Origin of the sequence: Burkholderia sp. 22PA0106, from assembly GCF_047497155.1 — a bacterium.
Taxonomy (GTDB): Bacteria; Pseudomonadota; Gammaproteobacteria; order Burkholderiales; family Burkholderiaceae; genus Burkholderia.
Window position 1 is genome coordinate 3,195,170 of the sequence record NZ_CP163163.1, and the last position, 25,895, is coordinate 3,221,064.

Below are 25,895 nucleotides of genomic sequence, written 5' to 3' on the forward strand. Positions count from 1 at the left end.
CCAACAATCAAGCTGGCACTTTTTTCAATCCGTCTTATTCGACGATAAAAAAGGCCGAGGTGAGCTTGTGAGGGGGGAACGGCTGTATTTTCCGGTCGTTTAGCTTTTCGAGCGTGCTCGTGGTAACGACTGAGTGACAGGGGAAGTAGGCATGGCAACTGGTATCGTCAAATGGTTCAACGACGCGAAAGGCTTCGGTTTCATTACGCCCGATGAAGGCGGCGAAGATCTGTTTGCACATTTCTCGGCTATCACCATGGCGGGTTTCAAGACCCTCAAGGAAGGCCAGAAAGTGAGCTTTGATGTGGTTCAAGGCCCGAAGGGCAAGCAAGCTTCGAATATTCAGGCAGCCTGAGCGCGGTACTGAATTCGACAAAAACCCGGCTCCAAGCCGGGTTTTTTTTGTTCTGCCGTTCCCGCACCTGCGCTCACACCACGCGCAGCGTGCCCATCATGCCGAGATCCTCGTGCTCGAGGATATGGCAATGGAACATGCGATCACCGGCCTCGTGCTGGACGGTCGCGATGCGCACCGTCTCGCCCTTGCGCACGTTGACCGTGTCGCGCCAGGCCCGGTACGGCTCCGCCATGCGGCGGCCGCGATAATCGCGCTCCAGCACCTGGAACTGCGTGCCGTGCAGATGAAACGGGTGATCCATGTCGGTGGTGTTCGCGATCGACCACAGTTCGACGTCGCCGCGGCGGCTCGTCAGCGTGGCGCGATGCGGCGCGAATACCTGGCCGTTCACCATGAAGCGCATCCCGGCCGGCCGCTGCCCCGGCGCCGAACCCATCATCGCGTCCATGTCCATCGCCTCGCCGAACGTGACCGTCTTGCGCGCCACCGGCCGGCCGAGCGGCGGCACCGCACGCAGCATGCCCGGCACGGCGCGCGCGGCGGCCGCCACGAAGCTCACGTCGGCCAGCGGCAGCGGCGGATCGGCCGGAAGGGACGCATCGTCGTCGTCCGACATGGCCATTGCCATCTTGCTGCGGTCATAGCTGTCGGCGCGCAGCACGGCCTGCCCGGCGTGATCGCCGGCGCGCACCAGCAGCTCGGCGCGCTCGCCCGGCGCCAGCACCAGCGATGTCATGCGATGCGGCTGCTCGAACAGGCCGCCATCGGTGCCGACCTGCTCGAAGCTGCGGCCGTCGTCGAACGCGAGGTTCAGGTAGCGCGCGCTGCAGGCGTTCCACACGCGCCAGCGCTCGTCCTGCGCGACCTCGATGCGCGGCCGGCGTGCGCCGTTCAGCAACGCGAACTGGCCTTCGCGGCCGTTCATCCAGTCCATCATGTCGTCGGGCACGATCGTGCCGTCGCGCGCCAGCTTCAGATCGGAAACAAATAGATGCCGTTCCGGCCAGCCGGCCAGCGGATCGTCGGCCGCGCGCACCACGATGGGGCCGGCGAGGCCGCGAAACACCTGCTCGGCCGTGAAATTGTGCGGATGCGGGTGATACCAGTAGGTGCCCGCGCTGCCTTTCGGCAACGTGAACCGATAGGTGCGAGAGGCACCCGGCTCGATCAGTGCAAGCGGGTTGCCGTCCTGATCGGGCGGCACCGGCAGGCCGTGCCAATGCATCGTGGTCGGCTGCGGCAAGCGGTTGATCACGCGGATCTCCACCGCATCGCCTTCCTGCAGCGCGATCAGCGGGCCGGCGACGGCGCCTTCGGCGGCATCGCCGTAGAGCCACATCGGCGTGGGCTGCGCGCCGGGCAGCAGCTGGCGCGCGACCGGCTGCGCCACCAGCGTGGCCTGGAACCGGCCCGGCGTGCTGCTTTCGTTCGCGAGCACGCGCAGCGGCGCGAGCGGCGCGCCGGCCGGCAGCGCATCGGCGGCGGCCAGCGTCATGTCGGGCATCGGCGCGGCCGGCGCGGAAGCCGCCGAGTCATGCATGCCGGCCATGCCGGACATATCGTCCTGCATGCCCTTCATCCCCGGCATGCCGTGCATGGCATGCGACTGCGCGAACGCCGCGCGCGCGAAGGCCAGCGTGGCCGCGGCCCCGAACGCGTGACGAAGAAATTGCCTGCGTAGCATCGATCGAATCCCGAATCAGCGAAGCGATGACGATACACCAGCGGCGCACCGTGCGAGCGGCACGGCGCGCATTCCGCACTCAGCTCGCGAGCTTGCGGAACGTGTCGAGCACGGCCTCGCCGCGAAACGGCTTGACGATCCAGCCGCGCACGCCGGCGGCCTTGCCGCGTTCCTTCATCGCCGGGCTGCTTTCGGTCGTCAGCATCACGACGTTGACGGCCGCGTTGCCCAGCTCGCTGCGGATCTTCTCGACCATCGTCAGGCCGTCCATGTTCGGCATGTTCACGTCGCTGACCACGAGCTTGATTCCCGGGCTCGTCTTCAGCTTCGCGAGGCCGTCCTTGCCGTCGACCGCCGTATCCACTTCCAGCCCGTTCTTGCGCAGGAAGCCCGCGACTTCGTCGCGCACCGTGCTCGAATCATCCACCACCAGAATCTTTGCCATGTCTGTTATCCGTTTGTCACTTAAAACCAGTCGAGTTCACCCGCTTCAACCATTTCGCCCACCGCCTGCGCATGGTCGTCGAACGATTCCGGCGACCATTGCAGGCTGAACACGAAACGCTGATGGATCGTTACGGTGCGGCCCGACGCTTCGTCCGTCACCTGATACTGGAAGCACAACTGCGGGTTTTCGGACCCGAACGAGATGTACTTCTGCTTGTGGTTGATCAGCAGCGGCACCTGCACGTTGCTGGCCGAGGGCACCGCCGCGCTACCGAGGAAGCGATCCTTGAACGCGCCCCACACGAGGTTCGTCAGCTCGCCGAGCACGCCGTTCAGGTCGCGGAAATCGGGCTCGCGCTCTCCCGGGTTCATCGCGGCGACGAAGTCGAGCATCGGCTGCTCGTCGGCCTGCATCATCATGTAGCCGCGGCACCACGCGCTCTCCAGCGGGATCAGGCTGAACACCTCGCCGTAGATGATGTTGTCGCGCACGATGCACGGCGTTTCGCATTCGATCGTCATGCCGCGGAAGATCGTGCCGAGGCGCGATTCCGTGATCTCCTCGATGCCGCGCACCAGCGCGTTCGGGTAGGCCAGGCTGAACAGGTATTCGTCGATGGCGCGGCGCAGCGGTTCGAGATCGGGCAACGCGAAGCTCGCGCAGGCCACCCGCTTGAATGCTTCGGGCAACGAATCTTCGCTGCTGCCGTCGGCGCGACGCACGATGATCGGCAGCTCCGGGCGCAGCGCGTCGATCTGCGCGGCCACGGCGGCGGCTTCCTCGTTCGAGCCGCCGTAGTCGGCGGCCAGCAGCACCGCGCCGAGGTCGATGTTCGAGCGCAGCACCTTCAGCAGGCGGTTGCGGCGCGCCTTCAGCCCGACGAGATGATGCTCGTCGCAGAACTGCCGGATCGCGTCCATGTGAACGTCGCTATCGTCGAGCACCAGCACCTTGCTGACGGGCGTATCGTGGGTCGTCATCACTTCTCCTGCCGGTTATCCGTTCATCAAAACATTTCGAGTTCGCCCACGCCCTCGTCGACATCGCGCACGTCGGCGACGAAATCGACCGGCGCGTTCGCACACACGCACAGCGTGGCGGAAAGCCACACGCTGCCGCCGACCGTCAGGTCGTAGGCAGCCAGGTAGTCCGGCTTCAGTTCGGCGAGATGCCCGGCGCTCGCACCGTTCAGGCGGTATGGCGTCGACATCCCGAGGTCGGGAAAATGCTCGACGAGCGCCTGGTTGACGGCCCCGCAACACAGGTTCGCCACCTCCAGGAACGCCTCGCGCAGCGAACGCTGCGGCGTCGACCCGGTGTAGAACGCGCGCGTCGCGTCGTCGTCGCGGTAATGCAGCAACAGCAGCAGGCGGAACTTCACCGACGAAATCGTCAGCACCACGGCCTCGACGCCACGCGACGTATCGGGCTTCTCGCGCGTGCTTATTTCGCAGGACGAACCATTGGTGAGACGCCCGCGCGCCGCGCTGAAGAAGATGCGCTCGAAGCTCTCGATCGCGCCGGCACCGATCACGCCGCACTCCGTTCGAGTTGGCCGCGCAATTGCGTCGCCAGCGCATCGACGTTGCCGAGCGAGGCGGTGATCATCTTGCCGCCGGCCTGGATGTCCTGGAACGTCGCGGTGGTCACGAGGTCGTTGCGGTTCAGGCTGTCCTGGTAGCTCTTGGACAGCTCCTGAGAGCGCGAGGCCAGCGATCGCACCTCGCTCGCCACGATCGAGAAGCCACGCCCGGCCGTGCCGGCGCGCGCCGCCTCGATCGACGCATTCAGCGACACGATCAACACGTGCGCGACGATCGACGACAGCTCGTGATTCTTCGCGTGCATGTCCTGGTTCTGCGTCATCAACGAGGCCATCTGCTCATGCCAGCGCTCGAACGTGCCGGTCAGGCCGCGCAGCCGCGCCGCCTCGCCGGCGATCCGCTCGGCCAGCGCCGCGCTCGCGTCGCGCTCGCCCACGGCGGCGGCCAGCGCGGTGCGCACCTCGGCGATCTGCGACGACGCCTCTTCCAGCGATTCGGCCAGCGACTGCTCGCGCGCGGCCGCGCCGTCCTCGGCCTCGGCGCTGCGGCGCGTCCAGTCGGCGTCGAGCGCGTCGGCGCGCGCGAGCGCCGCGTCACGCTCGGCGGCGAAGCCTTGCGCCGCCGAGCGCGCCTGCACGAGGCGGCCACGCAGCACCACCGCCGCCACGCTCGCCGCCACGGCGACGAGCGCACACACGGCCACCAGAATTCCTGCTTGCATCATCGACATCCCGTCATGCCCGGTCGATCGCCGGATCCTCGTCACGTTGCGATGCAGCGTCGCTCGCCGCGTCGTCGCCCATGCTGTCCACCGCGAAGCGGTCCGGCAGGCTGACGATGGTCTGGAAGCGGCGGAACGCGGCGCCGTGGTGATCGTCCGTGAAGCGCAACGCGATGCTGCCGCCGGCGCGCATGATGAAGCTGCGCACCGCGTCCATGCCCACCCCGCGGCCCGACACGTCGGTCACGGCGCTGGCGGTCGAGAAGCCCGGGCGGAAGATCAGCGCGGCCACCGCCTCGTCGTCCTTCGCCAGGTTCGCGTCGTCGAGCCAGCCGCGCTCGACGGCGATCGCACGAATCCGCTCCAGCGCGAGGCCGCGGCCATCGTCGCTGACGGTGATCTGCAGTTGGTCCGCATCGACGCCCATCTCGATGTCGATGGTGCCCGCATCCGGCTTGCCGGCCGCGCGGCGCGCGTCGACCGATTCGATGCCGTGGTCGAGCGCGTTGCGCAGCAGGTGCATGAAGGTGTCCTTGACGATGCTGGACGCTTCGCTGCGCAGGCGGTAGCCGTTGTCGTCGATGCGCACGACCGGTTCGGCCTTGCCGAGATCCTGAGCCAGCGCCGGCAGCGAACCGGTCACGCCCGCGATCATCTCGTCGAGCGTTTCAGTGCCGAGCAGGCGCAGCGTGCCGGCCACGGAATCGCGCAGCCTCGGCCAGCTGTGCGGCTCGGCGGATTCGAGCAGGCGCAGGCTTTCGTCGATGCGCTCGCGCTCCACCACCAGGTAGCGCTCCGATTCCACCGGCGCGCCCGGGCCGCGACGGCCGAGGCTGACGGTGTTGATCGTGGCGTAGTTGTCGAGCGCCTCGCGCACGCGCGCCAGGTCGGTCATCAGCTCGTGCTGGTCCCACGCGCGTTCGGCCTCGGCGCTGCGCAGCTCGTCATACACCTGCTCGGCCTCGTGAACGATGTCGGTCAGATGCTGCAGGCTGTACGTGCGCGCATTGCCCTTGATGGTGTGCATGTTGCGGAACAGTTCGGCCAGCGCGGAGCTGTCGGCATGTTCGTGCTGACGGATGATGCGTTCGTTCTCGTGCAGGAAGCCCGTGGCGCTCTCGACGAAATCGTGGAACTTGTCCTGGCTGACCGACAGGATCTCGCCGATCATTTCGAGGCGGCGGCTCTGCTCGTTGGCCTGCGCCGACAGCGCGCGCAGTTCGGTCACGTCGCGCACGCACAGCATCAGGCGCACGATGGTGCCGGTTTCGTCGGTGATCGCCGACCACGACAGGTCGAGATACTTGTCGGCGCCGTTCGGCATGCGCTTGGCGATATCGGTCACCAGCAGATGCTGGTTGAACTCGAAGTTCATGTCGTCTTCGCCGAGGCACGCGTCGATCGCGGCTTCGATCTGCGACAGGCCGTCCGAGCCCACGTTCGACTCGCCGAACACCAGTTCCATCGCCGAGCGGCCCGCGATGTCGTTGGTCTCGAAGATCCGTTCGAGGAACGCCGAGTATTCGCGATGCACGGTGCCGCCCGGCACGATCGTCAGGATCCCCTGCTGCATGTTCTGCAGCATTGCCTGGATGTCGGCGGTGCGCTGCTTGAGCGCGGCGGCGTTGCGCTGGATCGTCTCGATCATGCCGTTGAACGCCTCGATCGAGCGGCCGATTTCGTCCTTGCGGCCCACCGGCACGCGGCGCGTGAAATCCTGGCTGGTGGCGATCTCGCTCATCATCGCCTGCATGCGGCCGAGCGGCTGCACGATCTGGCGATACAGCATCAGGCCCACGCCGATCAGCACCACGATCACCACGCCCGCGACGATCCCGATCGTCAGCGTGGTGGTGGCCAGCATGCCGTTCAGCGTCGAGATCGCGTCGTCCTTCTGGCGGTTCTTCTCGATGCGCAGGGTCTTGATGATGCCGTCGAGTTCGTCGCGGTATTGGGCGACGTTCGCGAACAGATTGGCCTGCGCGAGTTCGTTCTTGCCGTCCGCCTTCATCTTGGCGGTGTCGTGGATCGCGTCGAAGTAGTTCTTCAGGCTTTCGCGCGCCTGGTCGACCAGGCCCGACTGGGCGTGGCTGGCGGCCGAGCGGCCTTGCGCGTCGAGTTCGGCGCGCAGTTGGGTTTCTTTCGTGTTCAGGTCGGCGGTGGCCTGGGCGGCCATGGTCGCGTCGGGCGCGTAGACGAGTGTCATGGTCGCGATCTGCACGTCCTTCACGTCGGACACGAGATCGGACGAGGCAAGCGCGCTGGGCACCACGCCCTGCGTCACCTGACGAACGCTCGCGGCGCTGCGTTGCGCCTGGAAGACGGCATAGCCGCCGATCGCCGCGAGCGCGACGAACATCAGCGCGACAAGCAACGTAATGCGATGTCGGATGGTCATGTGAATCCCCGTAGCAGCAATATGTTTTTAGCCCGGCGGTCTGGCGGTCCGGCGCGTGGCAATCGCGACGGTCAGACGAATCTGCAGGCGGGCGAATTATGGCGACCGGGATATGACCGAACGATGACCTACGGGAAAACGCTTGCGCAAACGATTATTGCCACGAAATAGCCGGCGCGAAGCCTAAAGTTCTCGAATTCGGCGCCGTTAATAGGCCCCGATCTTGTTTCGCGACGGACTTCGGCGCCCGCGTCCGGGCCGCCGTTTCACGCCGCTGCACCCCCGTCTCCACATCGTTTTTCCCTTCCTCCACGCGCACCGATCTCGCGGCGCTCGCTTGCTCACCTCGAAAACCCCGAAAATTTCACGATGCGGAACGTTGCCGTGTCTCGTGAAAAATCGTGGTGCGGGGCACCAATTCGCGGTTTCACGATGCCGCAGAACGTTCCACATCTCGAAATTAGAATTTCAAGTTATTGTTTTTATTGAATTATTTTTGTTTCGAACAGGCGCTCTACGCACTCGATCCGGTATCGAAGCACACGTAGACTGGTTTCCATGGATCGACGCAACGGGAGCCGCACCGCGAGACGGTCAGCCTCCCCCGCCAGCCGGCGCGGACGTCGACGAGCCGGCCCCGCCCTCTCGGGCGGACCAGCACCCGATTATTTTTCGACTAGGAAGCGGAGGTGTGACATGAAGGGTTTTCGTTACGGATCGGACCAGGGGTCGTTCTACATCCTGCCGGGCAACGACGGCTGGGAAGCGACGTTCGGCAATGACTCGCTCGGCGAATTCCAGAGCCCCGAGCATGCGGTGGATTACCTGGCGCGCGGCGTGAACTGCCCGGCGCTCGACGAGGTGGATACCTCGACGCTCGAGATCCCCGAGCAGATCGACGATTGGGAGATCGTCCATGTGTAAACGGCAACGGGAGGCGCGCGCATCGCTGCGCGGCCTCCCGCCTGGCCTGCCGATCCCATGCTGCGATCGGCCCGACCTGCGGCGCGTGCGGTGAAGCCCACCCACGCGCCGTGTTTCATGCGGCCCTCGCTCGCACGCTCGAGGCGCACGTCGCGGCTGCCGCGGTTACTGCGTCATGCCCGCACTCAGGCGATCGCGTCGATCACGCCGTTCAGCGTGGCGCTCGGGCGCATTGCCTTGCTGGTCAGTTCGACGTCCGGACGGTAGTAGCCGGCGATATCGACCGGCTTGCCCTGCGCCGCACCCAGTTCCTCGACGATCTTGGCTTCGTTTTCCGTCAGCGTCTTGGCGACGCCGGCGAATTGCGCGGCCAGTTCCGCATCTTCCGTTTGCGCCGCCAGCGCCTGCGCCCAGAACAGGCTCAGGTAGAAGTGGCTGCCGCGATTGTCGATGCCGCCGACCTTGCGCGACGGCGAGCGGTTCTCGTCCAGGAACTTGCCGGTTGCCTGATCGAGCGTCTTCGCGAGCACCAGCGCCTTCGGGTTGTGGTACTGGTTGCCCAGGTGTTCGAGCGAGGCGGCCAGCGCGAGGAATTCGCCGAGCGAATCCCAACGCAGGAAGCCTTCCTCGTTGAACTGCTGAACGTGCTTCGGTGCCGAGCCGCCCGCGCCCGTTTCGAACATGCCGCCACCGGCCATCAGCGGGACGATCGACAGCATCTTCGCGCTGGTGCCCAGTTCCATGATCGGGAACAGGTCGGTCAGGTAGTCGCGCAGCACGTTGCCGGTGACCGAGATCGTGTCCTTGCCGGCGCGGATGCGATCGATCGAGAACTGCGTGGCTTCGACCGGCGGCAGGATGCGGATGTCGAGACCGTTGGTGTCGTGATCCTTCAGGTACTGCTCGACTTTCTTGATGATCTGCGCGTCGTGGGCGCGGTTCGCGTCGAGCCAGAACACGGCCGGCGTGTTCGAGGCGCGGGCGCGGTTCACGGCCAGCTTGACCCAATCCTGCACCGGGGCATCCTTGGTCTGGCACAGGCGCCAGATGTCGCCCGTCTTGACCGCGTGCTCGAGCAGCACGTTGCCGGCTTCGTCGGTCACGCGCACGGTGCCGTCGGCCGGGATCTGGAACGTCTTGTCGTGTGAACCGTATTCTTCGGCCGCCTGCGCCATCAGGCCGACGTTCGGCACGCTGCCCATCGTGACCGGGTCGAACGCGCCGTGCTTCTTGCAATCTTCGATTACGGTCTGGTACACGCCGGCGTAGCAGCGGTCCGGAATCACGGCCTTGGCGTCGTGCAGCTTGCCGTCGGCGCCCCACATGCCGCCCGAATCGCGGATCATCGCCGGCATCGAGGCGTCGACGATCACGTCGCTCGGCACGTGCAGGTTCGTGATGCCCTTGTCCGAGTTGACCATCGCCAGGTGCGGGCGCTTTTCGTACTGGGCCTTGATGTCGGCTTCGATCGCTTCGCGCGTTTCGGCCGGCAGGTCCTTCAGGCGGGCGTACAGATCGCCGATGCCGTTGTTCGGGTTGAAGCCGATCTTGGCCAGCGCGTCGGCGTGCTTGGTCAGCACGTCTTCGTAGAACACCGAAACGACCTGACCGAACAGGATCGGATCGGACACCTTCATCATGGTGGCCTTCAGGTGGACCGAGAACAGCACGTCCTGGGCCTTCGCGTCGGCGACCTGCGCTTCGAGGAAGCTGCGCAGCGCGGCGCGGCTCATCAGCGATGCGTCGATGATTTCACCGACCTTCACGGCCGTCTTTTCCTTGAGCACCTTCTTCGTGCCGTCGGCGGTCGTCAGTTCGATCTTGACGTTGCCGGCCGTGCCGATCAGCGCCGATTTCTCGCTGCCGTAGAAATCGCCTTCGCTCATCGAGGCGACGTGCGACTTCGAGCTCGACGCCCAGGCGCCCATCTTGTGCGGGTGCTTGCGGGCATAGCTCTTGACCGACAGCGGCGCGCGGCGATCCGAGTTGCCTTCGCGCAGCACCGGGTTCACGGCGCTGCCCTTGATCTTGTCGTAACGGGCCTTGACGTCCTTTTCGGCGTCGGTGGTGGCTTCGTCGGGATAGCTCGGCACCTTGTAGCCTTGCTTCTGCAATTCGGCGATCGCGGCCTTGAGCTGCGGCACCGATGCGCTGATGTTCGGCAGCTTGATGATGTTCGCTTCCGGCTTCAGCGTGAGCTGGCCGAGTTCGGCCAGGTCGTCGCTGATCTTCTGCTCGGGCGTCAGCGCCTCGGGGAAGACGGCGATGATGCGGCCGGCGAGCGAGATGTCGCGGGTTTCGACGGCGACGCCCGACGAGCGGGTAAAAGCCTTGACGATCGGCAGCAGCGAATAGGTCGCGAGCGCCGGGGCTTCGTCGGTGAGGGTATAGATGATCTTGGACGAGGTGGACATGTTTGGTTTGATGCGTTGCTACGTGAAAATTGACAGGAGATCGCTGACAGCGAACCAACCAGGGCCGCCTTCGCACCGACCGCGCAACAGAGCCGACAACCTCTTTTGCACCCCGGCGAGATCGGCCTCGCGCCGGGGCGGCCGGATCGCTCCGGCAATACCGCGTTGGGTTACATGTTTTCGATCATCACGCCGCCGAAGCCCGAGCACGACACCTGCGTCGCACCTTCCATCAGCCGCGCGAAATCGTACGTGACGCGCTTCTGCTGGATGGACTTCTCCATCGACGCGATGATCAGATCCGCCGCCTCGGTCCAGCCGAGGTGGCGCAGCATCATCTCTGCAGACAGGATGACCGAGCCGGGGTTCACATAATCCTTGCCGGCGTACTTCGGCGCGGTGCCGTGGGTCGCCTCGAAGATCGCGATCGAATCCGACAGATTCGCGCCCGGCGCGATGCCGATGCCGCCGACCTGCGCGGCCAGTGCATCGGAAATATAGTCGCCATTCAGATTCAGCGTGGCGATCACGTCGTATTCGACCGGGCGCAGCAGGATCTGCTGCAGGAACGCATCGGCGATCGAATCCTTGATGACGATCTCGGCGCCCGTTTTCGGGCTCTTCAGGCGCATCCACGGGCCGCCGTCGATCAGTTCGGCGCCGAATTCCTTGTTGGCCAACGCGTACCCGTAGTCGCGGAACGCGCCTTCGGTGTACTTCATGATGTTGCCCTTGTGCACCAGCGTGACCGACTTGCGCTCATGGTCGATCGCATACTGGATCGCCTGGCGCACCAGCCGCTCGGTGCCTTCGCGCGACACCGGCTTGACGCCGAGCCCAGAGCTTTCCGGAAAGCGGATCTTGGCGCCCATTTCCTCGCGCAGGAAGCGGATCACCTTCTTGGCCTGCTCCGACTCGGCCGGCCACTCGATGCCGGCGTAGATGTCTTCCGAATTCTCGCGGAAGATCACCATGTCGGTTTTCTCCGGCGCGCGCACCGGCGAGGGCACGCCCTTGAAGTAGCGCACCGGGCGCAGGCACACGTAGAGATCGAGCTCCTGGCGCAGCGTGACGTTCAGCGAGCGGATCCCGCCGCCGACCGGCGTGGTGAGCGGGCCCTTGATCGAAACCACGTAATCGCGCACCACCTGCACCGTTTCGTCCGGCAGCCAGACATCCGGGCCGTACACGCGCGTGGCCTTCTCGCCCGCGAAAATTTCCATCCAGTGAATCTTGCGCTGGCCGCCGTAGGCCTTTTCCACGGCGGCATCCACCACCTTCAGCATCACCGGGGTGACGTCGACGCCGACGCCGTCGCCCTCGATGTAAGGGATGATCGGCTGATCGGATACGTTGAGCGTCAAGTCCGGGTTGACGGTGATCTTGTCACCGCCCGCCGGGACCACGATGTGCTGATACGGCATGGTCGACTCCAGTGAATGGCTGGGCTGATTGAAAAAGCGTGTGGTTGCCTGGCTGATGCACAGAAAACGTTGCCGCTATTCTAGCGCCCGGACCGCATGCAACGGCACGAGACGCCCTCGCCACACCGTCGACCATCAAGTCTTATATAAGACAAAAGACTTGGCGTTCCGTATTATGCATTAAGATTCCGCCATTTGCCATACGACGCGGCGAGCCCCGCCCAGCTTCCCTCATGCCCCTGATCGCCCTCAACAAACCGTTCGGCACGATCTGCCAGTTTTCGGCGCACGAAACCCGGCCGTCGCTCGGCGACTGGGTCCACACGCCCGGCGTGTACCCGGCCGGCCGGCTCGACGCCGACAGCGAGGGCCTGCTGCTGCTGACCGACGACGGCGCGCTCCAGGCGCGCATCGCCGAACCTCGCCACAAGCTCGTCAAGCGCTACTGGGCGCAGCTCGACGGCGCGCCCGACGCGGCCGCGCTGAAGGCGCTCGCGCGCGGCGTCGACCTGGGCGACTATGTAACGAAGCCGTGTCGCGCCGATTACGTCGAACCGCCCGAATCGCTGTGGCCGCGCAATCCGCCGGTGCGCTACCGCGCCGCGATCCCGACCACCTGGATCGAGCTGTCGATCACCGAAGGCAAGAACCGACAGGTGCGCCGCATGACCGCGGCGGTCGGCTTCCCGACCTTGCGCCTGGTGCGCGTCGGCATCGGCGCGCTCGACCTGTTCGCGCTCGGCCTCGCGCCCGGCGAGACCGCCGCGCTGCCGCCGCGCGCCCCCTGGGACGGTTTTGCCTCCGACGCATGAAAGTTTCGTGAACGCGTCAACCGATCGTTCCGAGCAGCCGTTAAGACAAGCAGATGCCGACCGAGCTATCCGGCATTGGCGCCAAGCCGCGGTAACACCGTCGTTCGCGACGCCGCCCGCAGCCGTGTCCGCAGCGCCAGGAAAAATTTCCTGTCGCGTCTGTCAACCGAAAGGTGGATGGCCTCGTTAGACGAATTGACTCCTATGCCGGGTCATTGGTTAATTAACTAAAGCTGAGGAAACAAAAAATGAACAAACTGATCGCCGCTCTGGTCGCTGGCCTGTTCGCAACGGCTGCATTCGCACAAGCTTCGGCACCGGAAGCTGCTGCTCCGGCAGCCGCTTCGGCTCCGGCGAAGAAGGCTACGCACAAGAAGCACCACGCTGCCAAGAAGCACGCAAAGAAGAAGGCAGCTGCAAGCGACGCAGCAGCACCGGCAGCTGCTTCGAACTAAGTAAGCAGGCTGTAAGCAACGTCGGGGGCCTGTAGTTCGGCTTCCACGCTGTTGAAAGGCAGATCCCCGCAAGGCGATCTGCCTTTTTCTTTATGGGCCCGTCAACGAGCCCGCGCATGCTGCACCGGGCCGCGCGCATCGCGTACCATGCAGCCCTCGATTACCCGTTCAGGAGTTTCGTCGTGCGATTTTCCCCGCGCTCTTCGCTCGCCCGCCTGGCGCGAGCCGCCGTGTTCCCCGTCGCGCTCGCGCTGGCCGCCGGCGGCATCGCGCCCGCCTTCGCCCAGTCGAACGGCATCCCGCCGGGCGCGAAGCAGCCGAACGAATTCCCGCGCGCGAAGCTGCGGGTCGGCATGTTCGTGATCGACGCCGGCGTCGCCGCGAACGAGGCCGACCGTGAGCAGGGGCTGATGTACCGCAGCCAGCTCGCGCCGAACGAAGGGATGGTGTTCGTCTTCAACGAGAATGCGGTCCATTGTTTCTGGATGAAGAACACGCTGATCCCGCTGTCGATCGCGTTCATCCGCGCCGACGGCACGATCACCGACATCGACGAGATGCGCGCCGAAACCACCGACAACCATTGCCCGCGCAACAACGGCGTCTATGCGCTCGAAATGCCGAAGGGCTGGTTCACCGCCAAGGGCATCAAGCCCGGCATGAAGATCGACGGGCTGCCGGCGGCGCAATAAGCCCGCCCGGTTTTCCGCCACGCACGCGCGTTCGCACGACGGCGGCACGCACCGGTTCCGGCCGGGCGTGCCGCCGTTTTCACGTCGGCGGCCGGCCCGCGATCGCAGTTCCCCCCTCGCGCTTGCCCCTGCCGGCGTGCCGGTTTCTCGCCGGCCAGCGCGACGCCCTCCCTGATCGCGCTTAGCCGAATCCCCCGTCAGGCCCGCCCCGCACGGCTCGCCGGCCATTCGCCCGGCCCCCGCACCCGCCGCGCGCCACCGCTTGAATCGCCCGCCCACGCCCTCATCTGCAAAAGCCACCAGCACAAGCTATGCTTGAAGGCTTGCAAGTTGTCGCCGACCCGGCCATCTCGGCCGGCTCCGACTCATCCAGGAACCATCAGGAGGTTCACGTGCCCCGCAAAACCCCCATCGAGCGCTATAGAAATATCGGGATCAGCGCTCACATCGACGCCGGCAAGACCACGACGACCGAGCGCATCCTGTTCTACACCGGCGTGAGCCACAAGATCGGCGAAGTGCATGACGGTGCGGCCACGATGGACTGGATGGAGCAGGAGCAGGAACGCGGCATCACGATCACGTCGGCCGCGACCACCGCGTTCTGGAAAGGCATGGCCGGCAACTATCCCGAACACCGGATCAACATCATCGACACCCCCGGGCACGTCGACTTCACGATCGAGGTCGAGCGCTCGATGCGCGTGCTCGACGGCGCGTGCATGGTCTACGACTCGGTGGGCGGCGTGCAGCCGCAATCGGAAACCGTCTGGCGCCAGGCCAACAAGTACAAGGTGCCGCGCATCGCGTTCGTCAACAAGATGGACCGCATCGGCGCGGATTTCCTGCGCGTGCAGAAGCAGATCGGCGACCGCCTGAAGGGCGTGGCCGTGCCGATCCAGCTTCCGATCGGCGCCGAGGATCACTTCCAGGGCGTGGTCGATCTCGTCAAGATGAAGGCGATCCTGTGGGACGACGAGAGCCAGGGCGTGAAGTTCACCTACGAGGAGATCCCGGAGAACCTCGTCGAGCTGTCGCGGGAGTGGCGCGAGAAGATGGTCGAGGCCGCCGCCGAGGCGAGCGAGGAACTGCTGGAGAAATACCTGGCGGACCCGGAATCGCTGACCGAGGACGAAATCAAGGCCGCGCTGCGCAAGCGCACGGTCGCCAATGAAATCGTGCCGATGCTGTGCGGCAGCGCGTTCAAGAACAAGGGCGTGCAGGCCATGCTCGACGCCGTGATCGACTATCTGCCGTCGCCGGTGGACGTGCCCGCGATTCTCGGCCACGACTACGCCGACCCGGAAAAGCCGGCGGAACGTCACCCGAGCGACGACGAGCCGTTCTCGGCGCTCGCGTTCAAGATCATGACCGACCCGTTCGTCGGCCAGTTGATCTTCTTCCGCGTCTATTCGGGCGTGGTGGAATCGGGCGACACGCTGCTCAATGCGACCAAGGACAAGAAGGAACGCCTGGGCCGGATCCTGCAGATGCACGCCAACGAGCGCAAGGAGCTCAAGGAAGTGCGCGCCGGCGACATCGCCGCGGCGGTCGGCCTGAAGGACGCGACGACCGGCGACACGCTGTGCGCCGTCAACGCGCCGATCATCCTGGAACGCATGGAATTCCCCGAGCCGGTGATTTCACAGGCGGTCGAGCCGAAGACCAAGGTCGACCAGGAAAAGATGGGCCTGGCGCTGAACCGTCTCGCGCAGGAAGATCCGTCGTTCCGCGTGCAGACCGACGAGGAATCGGGCCAGACGATCATCTCCGGGATGGGCGAGCTGCACCTCGAAATCCTGGTCGACCGGATGAAGCGCGAGTTCGGCGTGGAGGCCACGGTCGGCAAGCCGCAGGTGGCGTATCGCGAAACCATCCGCACCACCGCGAAGGATGTCGAGGGCAAGTTCGTCAAGCAGTCGGGCGGGCGCGGCCAGTACGGCCATGCGGTGGTGACGCTGGAGCCGAATCCGGGCAAGGGCTACGAGTTCCTCGACGAGATCAAGGGCGGCGTGATTCCGCGCGAGTACATCCCGGCTGTCGACAAGGGCATCCAGGACACGCTGAAGAGCGGCGTGCTGGCCGGCTACCCGATCGTCGACGTCAAGGTGCACCTGACGTTCGGCTCGTACCACGACGTGGACTCGAACGAAAACGCGTTCCGGATGGCCGGCTCGATGGCGTTCAAGGAAGCGATGCGGCGCGCCAAGCCGGTGCTGCTCGAACCGATGATGGCCGTGGAGGTGGAAACGCCCGAGGATTTCATGGGCAACGTGATGGGCGATTTGTCGAGCCGTCGCGGCATCGTGCAGGGCATGGACGACATCGCGGGCGGCGGCGGCAAGGTCGTGCGCGCCGAGGTGCCGCTGTCGGAGATGTTCGGCTACTCCACCTCGCTGCGCTCGGCCACGCAAGGCCGCGCGACCTACACGATGGAGTTCAAGCACTACGCCGAAACGCCGGCCAACGTGTCGGAAGCGGTGATCAGCGCCAAGGGCCGTTAAGCCCCGCGCGCATCGCCTGGCCCGGGCCGGTGCAGCCGCGCGAGCGGCTGCCGGCCCATCGGCAGGATCGAGCCCGTCCCGTGTGGACGGGCTTTTTTTCGTCGATACGTTGGCGGTTCGGCGGCGATATCAGCGCCGGCGAGACGCGGGCGGTTCATCGGCGGCCTCGGCCTCGACGACATCGATGATGCGATGACCGGCCGCCACGGCCGCCGCCTCATCCGCCTCATCCGCCTCATCCTGCTCCCGCGCCTGCCGCTGCATCGCGCGCCACGCCACCCAGGCAGCCACCACCCCGGCTGCCGCCCCCACGCCCAAGGCCCAGCGCGGCCCGCAGCGGTCGGCGATCCAGCCGACGATGGGCGCGCCGATCGGCGTGCCGCCCATCACGACCGCGACACGCAGCGCCGTCACGCGCCCGCGCATGCCCGGCTCGGTCGACAACTGCATCAGGCTGTTCGAGGAATTGGTGATGGTCAGCGAAGCGATGCCCGTCAGCACCAGCATCGCGCCGAAGATCCAGAAGCCCGGCGCGAGCGCCGCGCACGCGCAGCCGAGCGCGAACAGCAGGCAGCCCGACAACAGCGTGCGCAGGCTCGGCCGGTCGCGGCCGGCGGCCACCAGCGCGCCGGCGATGGTGCCGATCGCCATGATCGACGACAGCAGCCCGAACCCGCTCGCGCCGGTATGGAACACGTCGACGGCCATCGTCGAAATGAAGATCTGGAAGTTGAGCCCGAACGTGCCGATCAGGAACAGCATGACGAGGATCGCGACCAGATCAGGCCGGCCGCGCACGTAATGGAGGCCCGCGGCCAGCCCGCCCTGCGCGCGCCGCGGCCGCGCCCCCGCAGGCGGCGCCGATACCTTCAGCCGCGACAGCGACAGCAGCACCGCGCCGAACGACAGGCCGTTCAGCACGAACGCCCAGCCGGTGCCGACCGTGGCGATCACGGCGCCGGCCACGCCCGGCCCGATCATGCGCGCGGCGTTGAACACGGTGGAATTGAGCGCAACGGCATTGGCCAGATCGGCGTCGCCGACCAGCGAGGTGACGAAGGTCTGCCGCACCGGCGCATCGAACGCGGCCACGCTGCCGAACAGCAGCGCGAACAGATACACATGCCAGAGCCGCACCACGCCGGCCACCACGCTCATGCCGAGCGCCAGCGCGATCAGGCCCATCAGCGCCTGCGTCACGCGCAGCAGCTTGCGCTGGTCGAAGTGATCGGCGGCGTAGCCTGTCCACGGCAGCAGCAGCATCTGCGGCGCGTATTGCAGCGCCATCACGATGCCGACCGCCGACGCATCGTGATGTGTGAGCTGGGTCAGCACGAGCCAGCTTTGCGCGGTGCGCTGCATCCAGGTGCCGACGTTCGACACCAGCGCGCCGCCCGCCCACAACCGGTAGTTCGGATTGCGCAGCGAACGGAACGAGCGGGCCAGGTTCATCGCCATCGCGCTAGTCCTCGGCGAGCCGCTGCAGCAGCGCCACGGCCGCCGCCAGCTCGCGCCGCTCGGCGGCCGACAGGCGCGCGTCGAGCGCGCGGCCCAGCCAATCCTCGCGCGCGGCGCGGCTCGCCTGCAAGCGCGCGCGGAACGTATCGGTCAGTTGCATCAGCGTCTGGCGGCCGTCGGCCGGGTCGGGCGAGCCGCTCACCGCGCCGGCCGCTTCGAGCGCGGCCACCGTGGCGCGCATCGACTGCGGCCGTACGCTCTCCGCGCGCGCCAGCGCCGACACGGTGGACGGGCCATCGCGCTCCAGACGCAGCAGCACCGAGCGCTGCGACGACGTGAAATCGCCAGCGCGGCCCTGCTCGCGCAATCGCCGCATCAGCCGGGCGAGCGCGATGCGCAGGTCGCCGGCCAGATGGGCGGGCTCGGGGGCGATGGGAGATTCGGAGGATCGGGACATCGGCGCACGATAGCACTTCTACAGGAAAACTGCACAGCTAAACTGCATATCCTGCTTCAACCCCGCCGAGCCGCGCGCAGCGGCTCGTCCGGTCATACCACCGGATTTTTGCTCGTGTCAGAATGCCCGCATCCCAGCCGCCCACCCTGCTCCGTCCGATCATGCCGACCTCGCCCCGCCGCCAGTTGTTCACGCTCTATGCCGCGCTGCTGGGCGCGAATCTCGCCGCCTGGATCTGGGCGCTGGTGGCGCTGCACGACCATCCGCTGCTGCTCGGCACCGCGGCGCTCGCCTACGGCTTCGGGCTGCGCCACGCGGTCGACGCCGACCACATCGCCGCGATCGACACCGTCACGCGCAAGCTGATGCAGGACGGCAAGCGGCCGTTCTCGGTGGGCCTGTTCTTCTCGCTCGGCCATTCGACCATCGTGATCGTCGCGACGCTCGGCATCGCCATCACGGCGCTCGCGCTGCGCACCCAGTTCGACACCTTCAAGGCGGTCGGCGGCACGATCGGCACGGCCGTCTCGGCGAGCTTCCTGCTGGTGCTGGCGATCATCAACCTCGTGATCCTGCGCGACATCTGGCGCCGCTACCGCCGCGCGCGTGCCGGCACCGGTCACGACGCACACGACGCTCACCCGGGCGACGCCCATCACCACCCGGCCGGCGGCCTGCTGACGCGTCTGCTGCGCCCGCTGTTCCGGCTCGTCACGAAGAGCGCGCACATGTATCCGGTCGGCTTGCTGTTCGGCCTGGGCTTCGACACCGCCACCGAAATCGGCCTGCTCGCGATCGCCGCCGCGCAGGCCAACCAGGGGCTGCCGCTGCACGCGGTACTGGTGTTCCCGGCGCTGTTTACGGCCGGCATGACGCTGATCGATTCGACCGACAACGTGCTGATGGTGCACGCCTACGGCTGGGCGATGGACGACCCGAAGCGCAAGCTCGCCTACAACCTCAGCATCACGTTCGTGTCGGCGGCGGTGGCGCTGGTGATCGGCGGCGTCGAGGCGCTCGGCCTGGTGGCCGACAAGCTCGGGCTGGCAGGCGGCGTGTGGGACCTGGTCGGTGCCATCAACGACCGCTTCGGCGCGATCGGCTACGGCATCGTCGGCCTGTTTCTGGTGTGCTGGGTCGGCTCGATCCTGTTCCACCGCTGGCGCCGCGCCAGCTCGCAACTGGCCTGAACGAGCGCGGGCGCGCGGCTGCGTCTACAGCATTTCCAGCGGCTGCTTGCGGCGCGGCGGCCTGAACACCACGTCGAGCCGCGCGAGCGCCGCGTCGTCGAGCACCAAATCGAGCGCGGCGCGGTTCGCGCGCACATGCTCGACGGTGCCCGCCTTCGGAATCGCCAGCACTTCCTCACGCCGCAACACCCAGGCCAGCGCCACCTGCTCGGGCGAGGCGCCGCGCTCGGCCGCGATCTCGTCGAGCACGGTGCCGCGCGGCAAGCGCTGGTGATCGATCGGGCTGTAGGCCATGGCCGGCATGTGGCGTGTCGCGAGCCACGGCAGCAGCTCGAACTCCGGCCCGCGCCGCGCCAGGTTGTAGAGGATCTGGTTGGTCGCGCAGCCCGCGCCGTTGGCGGCCACCAGTTCTTCCATGTCGCGGGTGTCGAAGTTGCTGACGCCCCAATGGCGAATCTTGCCGGCCGTGCGCAGCGCGTCGAACGCTTCGAGCGTTTCGTCGAGCGGCACGCCGCCGCGCCAATGCAGCAGATACAGATCGAGGCGATCGGTGCCGAGGCGCTTCAGGCTGGCCTCGCACGACGCGATCATGCGGCGGCGGTCGGCATTATGCGGATAGACCTTGCTGACCAGGAACACCGAATCGCGCAGGCCGCCGATCGCCTCGCCCACCAGCTCCTCGGTCGCGCCGTCGCCGTACATCTCGGCCGTATCGATCAGCGTCATGCCCAGCTCGATGCCGGCGCGCAGCGCGGCGATCTCGGCGGCGCGGCGCGCGGGCCGCTCGCCCATTTCCCAGGTGCCCTGCCCGAGCTTCGCGACGCGCTCGCCGTCGGGCAGCGCGATCGTATCGGTGGTGTTCGCCATCTCGTCCTCGCGGGTGATCCGGCAACAGGCCGGGCTCGCCAGTGTAGCGATTCATGGCAGGGATCGCCGGGCTATAACGGCGGCCCGCGATGACATAAAATGGCCCCCACCCTGTTTCACGCCGCCCTCATGAAGCCATCGACGGAAGACCGTTGGCACGATCTGCGCCCGGACCCGGACAACGATACGCCGCTCTATCTGCAACTCGCGCGCAAGCTCGGCGAGGCGATCCACGACAACCGCTGGGCGGCCGGCGAAGCGCTGCCATCCGAGCGCGTGCTGTCGGAGGCGCTCGGCGTGTCGCGCATCACGGCCCGCAAGGCGATCGCGCTGCTCGTCGAGCAAGGCCTGATCCGCCGCACGCACGGCGCCGGCAACTTCATCCAGCCGCGTTATGAAGATCCGCTCTCGCGGCTGTCGAGTTTCAGCGAGATGCTGCGCCGGCGCGGCTTCACGCCGAGCTCGCGCTGGATCGCGGGCAGCGTGCAGCCGGCCAATCGCGACGAGGTGATCCAGCTCGGGCTGTCGCCGGCCGCCTCGGTCACGCGGCTCAAGCGCTTGCGACTCGCCGACGGCATCGTGATGGCGGTCGAGAACTCCACGTTCCCGGCCACGCTGATTCCCGATCCCGCCGTGATCGGCGATTCGCTCTATTCCTACCTCGAACAGCGCGGCACACCGATCGTGCGGGCGCTGCAGCATTTCCGCGCCGTCAACGCCAGCGAAGAGATCGCCGCGCAGATGGGCATCGCACCGCACGACGCGCTGCTGCTGATCACGCGCATCGGCTACACCCACGACCAGCGCGCGATCGAACTGACCGACACGTACTGCCGCAACGATTACTACGATTTCGTCGTGGAATTGCGGAAGTAAGCCCCCCGCTGGTACCCAGCGCATCGCCCTCGCAGCGCGCAATTTCCGTGCGTGCCGCACCGCCCTTTTCATCGATTCACGCCGATCAATCGAGCCATGCCGGCGCATCGGTGCCGGGCGGCACCGGCGGCCGCGCGAAATGCGCGGGCGTGGCGTCGAGCCGCTCGGCCGGCCGCACGCCCTGCACCGCGCCGAACGGCGAAGCGAGCGGCGTATCGAGGTGATCGCGCACGTCGTCGAGCGAACGATCGGGCACCGCGCGCCCGCCTTCCACCAGGCCGAACGATTGCAGCCAGCGGCCCGTCTGCGCCAGCGACACGCGCACGCGCCAACTGCCGCCCTCGCTCGCGCGCCGCGCCAGCGCGATCATCGCGCCGAACGCGGCGAGGTAGCCCGTCGCATGATCGAGCGCCTGACACGGCAAATGCACGGGGCCCTCGGCGCCGGCCGCGCGCTGCTCGTGCCAGGCGATGCCGCTGGCCGACTGCACGAGGCTGTCGAAGCCGCGCCGCGTCGCCCACGGGCCGTCATAGCCGTAAGCGCATACCGACACGCTCACGATGCCCGAATGCCGATGCGCCAGCGCGTCGTCGCCGAACCCGCGCGCGGCCAGCGCGCCGGGCCGATACGACTGCAGGAACACGTCCGCGCCGCCGGCCAGCGCGTCGAGCGTGGCCTGGCCTTCGTTGCTGCGCAGATCGACGTGCGCCGAGCGCTTGCCGCGGCCGTTGTCGATCACGAGCGCCGGGATGTTCGGCAGATGCGGGCCGTTCACCAGCAGCACGTCGGCGCCATGCTGGGCGAGCGTGCGCCCGGCCACCGGCCCGGCGATGATGCGCGTCAGATCGAGCACGCGGGTGCCGGCCAGCGGCCGCGCCGGCGGGGCGCCATCGCGCGGGGCGCGGCCGATCGGGCGCGGCGGCGCGTCACCGATCCGCTCGATCTCGAACAGCGGCCCGCGTGCGAGCGCGCGTGCCGCGTCGAGCGCGGCCCATTCGTCCGGGGTGCGAATCAATGCCGCGCACAGGCCCGCGTCGGCCAGCGTGGCGTCGAGTTCGGCGCCATCGCGGCCGAGGATGGCCGTGGCGATCGCTTCGGGCGTATCGGCGCAGCCGAGCACGGCGACGATGCCCTGCCGGTGATGCGCAAAGTTCGCGTGCAACTGGATCCAACGGCCGTCGCGGGTCGGGTAGAAGCCGGTGGCCGGATCGCGCGGGTCGGGCGCGGGCTCGCCATCGACGCGCAGGTAACGCTCGCTGCGAAACGCGGCCAGCGCCGCCTCCTGCGAAAGCGCCACGCGCTGCACGCGGCCGGTGCGCAGGCGATCGCACTCGGCGGCGGCCAGGCCGGCCGCCGCGACGGTGGCCAGCGCCAGCGTGCCGACGCGATGCACCGACGGCAGTCCCGGGTCTGTCGCGCCGGCGTCGAAATCGACGCGCGCCAGCCCGGCCGGATCGCCGTCCGCCAGTTGCCAGAGGGTCTGCAAGGCTTGTCGTGGCTCCATCGTCTGCTCCGTTCATAAGGGGTGCGACGAGTCTAGAATCGCGCTACCGGGGCGATCAATCTTGATGGCCCGAATCAATACATACAGATTTGTTCGGTTATGCGCGCGCGACTGCGCGCCGGAGCCTGCCGATGCCCAGAATCAGCGCCGCCGACGCCGCCCGCCAGCTCGGCGTGAGCCTGCCCACGCTCTACGCCTATGTCAGCCGCGGGCTGCTCGCGTCCTATCCCGACGGCCGCTCGAAGCGCCGCCACTACGATGCCGACGAGGTCACGCTGCTGGCGCGCCGCCGCGCCGACGCAAAACGCGCGGGCGGCGTGGCCGAGCGCTCGCTCGATTTCGGCGTGCCGGTGCTCGAATCGCGCATCACGCGAATCGCCGACGGCCGCCCGCGCTATCGCGGCCACGATGCCGTCGAGCTGGCCGGGCGCGCCTCGCTGGAGGAGACCGCCGCGCTGCTGTGGGAATGCGAGCCGGCGCGCCTCGCCGCCGAGCCCGCGCTCGACGGCATCGACGCCGCGCAATGGCAGCGCTGGCTGCACGACTGGGCCGATTGCCCGCCGCTCGACCGCGCGCTGGTCATGCTGCCGGCCGCCGCCGCGCGCCTGCCGCGCGTCTGGGCGAGCGGGCCGCACGCGCAGATCGAGGTGGCCGTCGCGCTGCTGCGCGCCACGCTCGCCGCGCTGGCGGGCACGACGCCTTCCGCGCAGCCGGCGCACCGCCAACTGGCCGCCGCCTGGGGCCTGCGCGGCGGCAAGGCGGCCGGCCTGCTGCGCGCCGCGATGGTGCTGTGCGCCGATCACGAGTTGAACCCTTCGACCTTCGCGGTGCGCTGCATCGCCTCCACCGGCACGCATCTGTTCGGCGCGATCGCGGGCGGCCTGGCCGCGCTGTCGGGGCCGCGTCACGGAGGCGAGACGGTACGCGTGCGTGCGCTGTTCGAGGAAGCCGCGCGCGCGGCGGACCTCGACCGCTACCTCGCGATCCGGCTCGCCCACGACGAGCGCGACGACGGCGGCCGCACCCGGCTCGCCGGCTTCGGCCATCCGCTCTACCCGGACGGCGATCCGCGCTGCATCGCGCTGATCGAGATGCTGCGCGAGCACGCCGGCACGCAAGCGGCGCTGCGCCAGGGGCTGGCCGTGGCCGCGCGCGTGGAGGCGGCCACCGGCGAACGGCCGACCGTCGATTTCGCGCTCGCGCTGATCGAACGCGTGCTGGCGCTGCCCGAGGGCGCGGGTTTCGTGCTGTTCGCGGCCGGGCGCACCGCGGGCTGGATCGCGCACGCGCTGGAGCAGCAGCGCGACGGCAAGCTGATCCGCCCGCGCGCCCGCTATGTGGGCAGCGACGCGCCGGGCGGGTGAGCGGGTGGCAGGCAGGCGCTTTGGTCGCTTTGGCACATCCGGTTGCAACCGTTGCGTCGGTCGTGTTGACCACATCGGTCGCGTCCATCACTTCATCACTTCATCACTTCGGTACTTCAGTCGCGCAGGCACCTCCGCCCGCCACGATCTTCCTGCGCGACCACTGCGCTTTTTCCTACAATGGCGGCTGTCCGCGACTCCGAACCCCACCCATGTCCCGTCCCCCCGCCGCTCCGAGCGAATCGTCCCTGACCGTGATGCTGTGGGTAGTCGCCACCGGCTTCTTCATGCAGACGCTCGACTCCACCATCGTCAACACGGCGCTGCCGTCGATGGCCGCGAGCCTCGGCGAATCGCCGCTGCGCATGCAATCGGTGGTGATCGCCTATTCGCTGACGATGGCGGTGATGATCCCCGTCTCGGGCTGGCTGGCCGACACATTCGGCACGCGCCGGGTGTTCTTCAGCGCGATCCTGATCTTCTCGGCCAGCTCGCTGCTGTGCGCCAACGCGCACACGCTGCCGCAACTGGTGGGGTTCCGCGTCGCGCAGGGGGTGGGCGGCGCGATGCTGCTGCCGGTGGGGCGGCTCGCCGTGCTGCGCACGTTCCCGGCCGAGCGCTACCTGCCGGCGCTGTCGTTCGTCGCGATCCCGGGCCTGATCGGCCCGCTGATCGGCCCGACGCTCGGCGGCTGGCTCGTCAAGATCGCTTCATGGCACTGGATCTTCCTGATCAACGTGCCGGTGGGCGTGGCCGGTTGCCTGGCCACCTATTTCTCGATGCCCGATTCGCGCAATCCGGCGGTGGGCCGCTTCGACCTGCGCGGCTACCTGCTGCTGACGATCGGCATGATCGCGGTATCGCTGTCGCTCGACGGGCTGGCCGATCTCGGCATGGACCACGGCGCGGTGCTGGTGCTGATGATCCTCGGCCTCGCCGCGTTCGTCGCCTACGGGCTGTACGCGGTGCGCGCGCCGCACCCGCTGTTTCCGCTCGACCTGTTCAAGATCCACACGTTCAGCGTGGGCCTGCTCGGCAACCTGTTCGCGCGGATCGGCAGCGGCGCGATGCCGTACCTGATTCCGCTGCTGCTGCAGGTGAGCCTCGGCTACTCGGCGTTCGAGGCCGGCCTGATGATGCTGCCGGTGGCGGCAGCCGGAATGTTCTCGAAGCGCCTGATCACCCAGCTCATCACGCGCCACGGCTACCGCAAGGTGCTGCTGCTGAACACCATCATGGTCGGGCTGATGATGGCCAGCATGGCGCTGATCAGCGACCGCCTGCCGTTGTGGCTGCAGGTGCTGCAACTGGCCGTGTTCGGCGGCTTCAACTCGATGCAGTTCACGGCGATGAACACGCTGACGCTCAAGGATCTCGGCACCGGCGGCGCGAGCAGCGGCAACAGCCTGTTCTCGCTCGTGCAGATGCTGGCGATGAGCCTCGGCGTGACGGTGGCCGGCGCGCTGCTCGCCACGTTCACGGGCGTGATGCACAGCGTGACGCCCACCCACACGCTGCCGGCCTTCCACGCCACGTTCGTGTGCGTGGGCATCATCACCGCGTGCTCGGCGTGGATCTTCGCGCAGCTCTCGCCGGACGTGCGCGGCAGCACGGCGAAGAAGACCGATCCGTCGGAACGCGCATAAATCGGGACAAGCGGCGGGGATTCGGCAGGAACTCGGCCGGGAACTCGACCGCTAACCCGACACGCCAGCGCAGCCGAAAAAGCCTCGCCCGGCGCGACATCCGGCTCGACATCGCAGCCGACCGGCAGCGCCGCGCCATGCACGACCGCGCCCGC

General features: G+C 67.4%; 22 protein-coding genes. 10 read left to right on the top strand and 12 right to left on the bottom strand.

Features of this window, described 5'->3' with window-relative positions; all coding sequences use genetic code 11:
- Window positions 1-151: 151 nt before the first annotated feature.
- Window positions 152-355 (top strand): cold-shock protein, encoded by a 204-nt coding sequence (locus tag AB4850_RS29185; protein ID WP_206130780.1) that lies wholly within the window; start codon window positions 152-154, stop codon window positions 353-355.
- A 73-nt stretch (window positions 356-428) separates the two neighbouring features.
- On the opposite strand, the gene AB4850_RS29190 is transcribed toward AB4850_RS29185, so the two are convergent.
- The 6 genes from AB4850_RS29190 to AB4850_RS29215 form a co-directional block, all read right to left on the bottom strand.
- On the bottom strand, window positions 429-2,042 hold the full coding sequence (locus AB4850_RS29190) for a multicopper oxidase family protein (protein WP_414442888.1): 1,614 nt from the start codon (window positions 2,040-2,042) through the stop codon (window positions 429-431).
- A gap of 79 nt (window positions 2,043-2,121) precedes the next feature.
- Window positions 2,122-2,487: a response regulator gene (locus AB4850_RS29195; protein ID WP_414442889.1), complete on the bottom strand. Its 366-nt coding sequence runs from the start codon at window positions 2,485-2,487 to the stop codon at window positions 2,122-2,124.
- Window positions 2,488-2,507: 20 nt separating this feature from the next.
- Complete coding sequence (locus AB4850_RS29200) at window positions 2,508-3,470, bottom strand: chemotaxis protein CheX (protein ID WP_414442890.1); 963 nt, start codon at window positions 3,468-3,470, stop codon at window positions 2,508-2,510.
- 26 nt (window positions 3,471-3,496) lie between these two features.
- A complete protein-coding gene (locus AB4850_RS29205) occupies window positions 3,497-4,024 on the bottom strand; it encodes a hypothetical protein (RefSeq protein WP_414442891.1) in 528 nt (175 codons plus the stop codon).
- Window positions 4,021-4,758 carry a methyl-accepting chemotaxis protein gene (locus AB4850_RS29210; RefSeq protein ID WP_414442892.1) on the bottom strand — a complete coding sequence of 246 codons (738 nt, stop codon included), beginning with the start codon at window positions 4,756-4,758 and terminating at the stop codon, window positions 4,021-4,023. Before AB4850_RS29210 ends, AB4850_RS29205 begins: the two co-directional genes overlap by 4 nt.
- 10 nt (window positions 4,759-4,768) lie before the next feature.
- Window positions 4,769-7,153, bottom strand: coding sequence for an ATP-binding protein (locus AB4850_RS29215; RefSeq protein ID WP_414442893.1), 2,385 nt, complete (start codon window positions 7,151-7,153; stop codon window positions 4,769-4,771).
- Between the two features lie 696 nt (window positions 7,154-7,849).
- Between AB4850_RS29215 and AB4850_RS29220 the strand changes: the two genes are divergently transcribed.
- The gene (locus tag AB4850_RS29220; protein WP_414442894.1) at window positions 7,850-8,077 is read left to right on the top strand and encodes a hypothetical protein; all 228 of its coding nucleotides are present in this window, start codon (window positions 7,850-7,852) and stop codon (window positions 8,075-8,077) included.
- Between the two features lie 185 nt (window positions 8,078-8,262).
- Here the strand turns inward: AB4850_RS29220 and AB4850_RS29225 are convergent, their stop codons facing one another.
- Together AB4850_RS29225 and icd are read right to left on the bottom strand one after the other, a co-directional pair.
- The gene (locus AB4850_RS29225) at window positions 8,263-10,491 is read right to left on the bottom strand and encodes an NADP-dependent isocitrate dehydrogenase (protein ID WP_414442895.1); all 2,229 of its coding nucleotides are present in this window, start codon (window positions 10,489-10,491) and stop codon (window positions 8,263-8,265) included.
- A 170-nt stretch (window positions 10,492-10,661) separates the two neighbouring features.
- Window positions 10,662-11,915: an NADP-dependent isocitrate dehydrogenase gene (icd, locus tag AB4850_RS29230; protein WP_414442896.1), complete on the bottom strand. Its 1,254-nt coding sequence runs from the start codon at window positions 11,913-11,915 to the stop codon at window positions 10,662-10,664.
- Window positions 11,916-12,148: 233 nt separating this feature from the next.
- Between icd and AB4850_RS29235 the strand changes: the two genes are divergently transcribed.
- The 4 genes from AB4850_RS29235 to fusA all read left to right on the top strand — a co-directional run bounded on the left by AB4850_RS29235 (window position 12,149) and on the right by fusA (window position 16,378).
- Window positions 12,149-12,727 carry a pseudouridine synthase gene (locus AB4850_RS29235; protein ID WP_414442897.1) on the top strand — a complete coding sequence of 193 codons (579 nt, stop codon included), beginning with the start codon at window positions 12,149-12,151 and terminating at the stop codon, window positions 12,725-12,727.
- Between the two features lie 248 nt (window positions 12,728-12,975).
- The gene (locus tag AB4850_RS29240) at window positions 12,976-13,182 is read left to right on the top strand and encodes a hypothetical protein (RefSeq protein ID WP_206129959.1); all 207 of its coding nucleotides are present in this window, start codon (window positions 12,976-12,978) and stop codon (window positions 13,180-13,182) included.
- A 182-nt stretch (window positions 13,183-13,364) separates the two neighbouring features.
- A complete protein-coding gene (locus AB4850_RS29245; protein ID WP_414442898.1) occupies window positions 13,365-13,874 on the top strand; it encodes a DUF192 domain-containing protein in 510 nt (169 codons plus the stop codon).
- Between the two features lie 392 nt (window positions 13,875-14,266).
- Window positions 14,267-16,378 carry an elongation factor G gene (gene fusA / locus AB4850_RS29250; RefSeq protein ID WP_414442899.1) on the top strand — a complete coding sequence of 704 codons (2,112 nt, stop codon included), beginning with the start codon at window positions 14,267-14,269 and terminating at the stop codon, window positions 16,376-16,378.
- Window positions 16,379-16,507: 129 nt separating this feature from the next.
- Here fusA and AB4850_RS29255 read toward each other — a convergent pair whose 3' ends face one another.
- Together AB4850_RS29255 and AB4850_RS29260 are read right to left on the bottom strand one after the other, a co-directional pair.
- The gene (locus AB4850_RS29255; RefSeq protein ID WP_414442900.1) at window positions 16,508-17,836 is read right to left on the bottom strand and encodes an MFS transporter; all 1,329 of its coding nucleotides are present in this window, start codon (window positions 17,834-17,836) and stop codon (window positions 16,508-16,510) included.
- Window positions 17,837-17,840: 4 nt separating this feature from the next.
- A complete protein-coding gene (locus AB4850_RS29260) occupies window positions 17,841-18,293 on the bottom strand; it encodes a MarR family winged helix-turn-helix transcriptional regulator (protein ID WP_414442901.1) in 453 nt (150 codons plus the stop codon).
- Window positions 18,294-18,454: 161 nt separating this feature from the next.
- On the opposite strand from AB4850_RS29260, the gene AB4850_RS29265 reads away from it, so the two are divergent.
- Window positions 18,455-19,483, top strand: coding sequence for a HoxN/HupN/NixA family nickel/cobalt transporter (locus AB4850_RS29265; RefSeq protein ID WP_414445647.1), 1,029 nt, complete (start codon window positions 18,455-18,457; stop codon window positions 19,481-19,483).
- Between the two features lie 24 nt (window positions 19,484-19,507).
- On the opposite strand, the gene AB4850_RS29270 is transcribed toward AB4850_RS29265, so the two are convergent.
- On the bottom strand, window positions 19,508-20,350 hold the full coding sequence (locus AB4850_RS29270) for an aldo/keto reductase (protein WP_414442902.1): 843 nt from the start codon (window positions 20,348-20,350) through the stop codon (window positions 19,508-19,510).
- A gap of 129 nt (window positions 20,351-20,479) precedes the next feature.
- Between AB4850_RS29270 and AB4850_RS29275 the strand changes: the two genes are divergently transcribed.
- Entirely contained in the window at window positions 20,480-21,226 is a 747-nt protein-coding gene (locus AB4850_RS29275) for a GntR family transcriptional regulator (protein ID WP_414442903.1), read from the top strand.
- 85 nt (window positions 21,227-21,311) lie between these two features.
- On the opposite strand, the gene AB4850_RS29280 is transcribed toward AB4850_RS29275, so the two are convergent.
- Complete coding sequence (locus AB4850_RS29280) at window positions 21,312-22,730, bottom strand: CoA transferase (protein ID WP_414442904.1); 1,419 nt, start codon at window positions 22,728-22,730, stop codon at window positions 21,312-21,314.
- Window positions 22,731-22,861: 131 nt separating this feature from the next.
- Here AB4850_RS29280 and AB4850_RS29285 point away from each other — a divergent pair, with 131 nt between their 5' ends.
- Both AB4850_RS29285 and mdtD read left to right on the top strand, forming a co-directional pair.
- Complete coding sequence (locus AB4850_RS29285) at window positions 22,862-24,094, top strand: citrate/2-methylcitrate synthase (RefSeq protein ID WP_414442905.1); 1,233 nt, start codon at window positions 22,862-22,864, stop codon at window positions 24,092-24,094.
- A gap of 212 nt (window positions 24,095-24,306) precedes the next feature.
- Window positions 24,307-25,740 (top strand): multidrug transporter subunit MdtD, encoded by a 1,434-nt coding sequence (mdtD, locus tag AB4850_RS29290; RefSeq protein ID WP_414442906.1) that lies wholly within the window; start codon window positions 24,307-24,309, stop codon window positions 25,738-25,740.
- Window positions 25,741-25,895 lie beyond the last annotated feature (155 nt).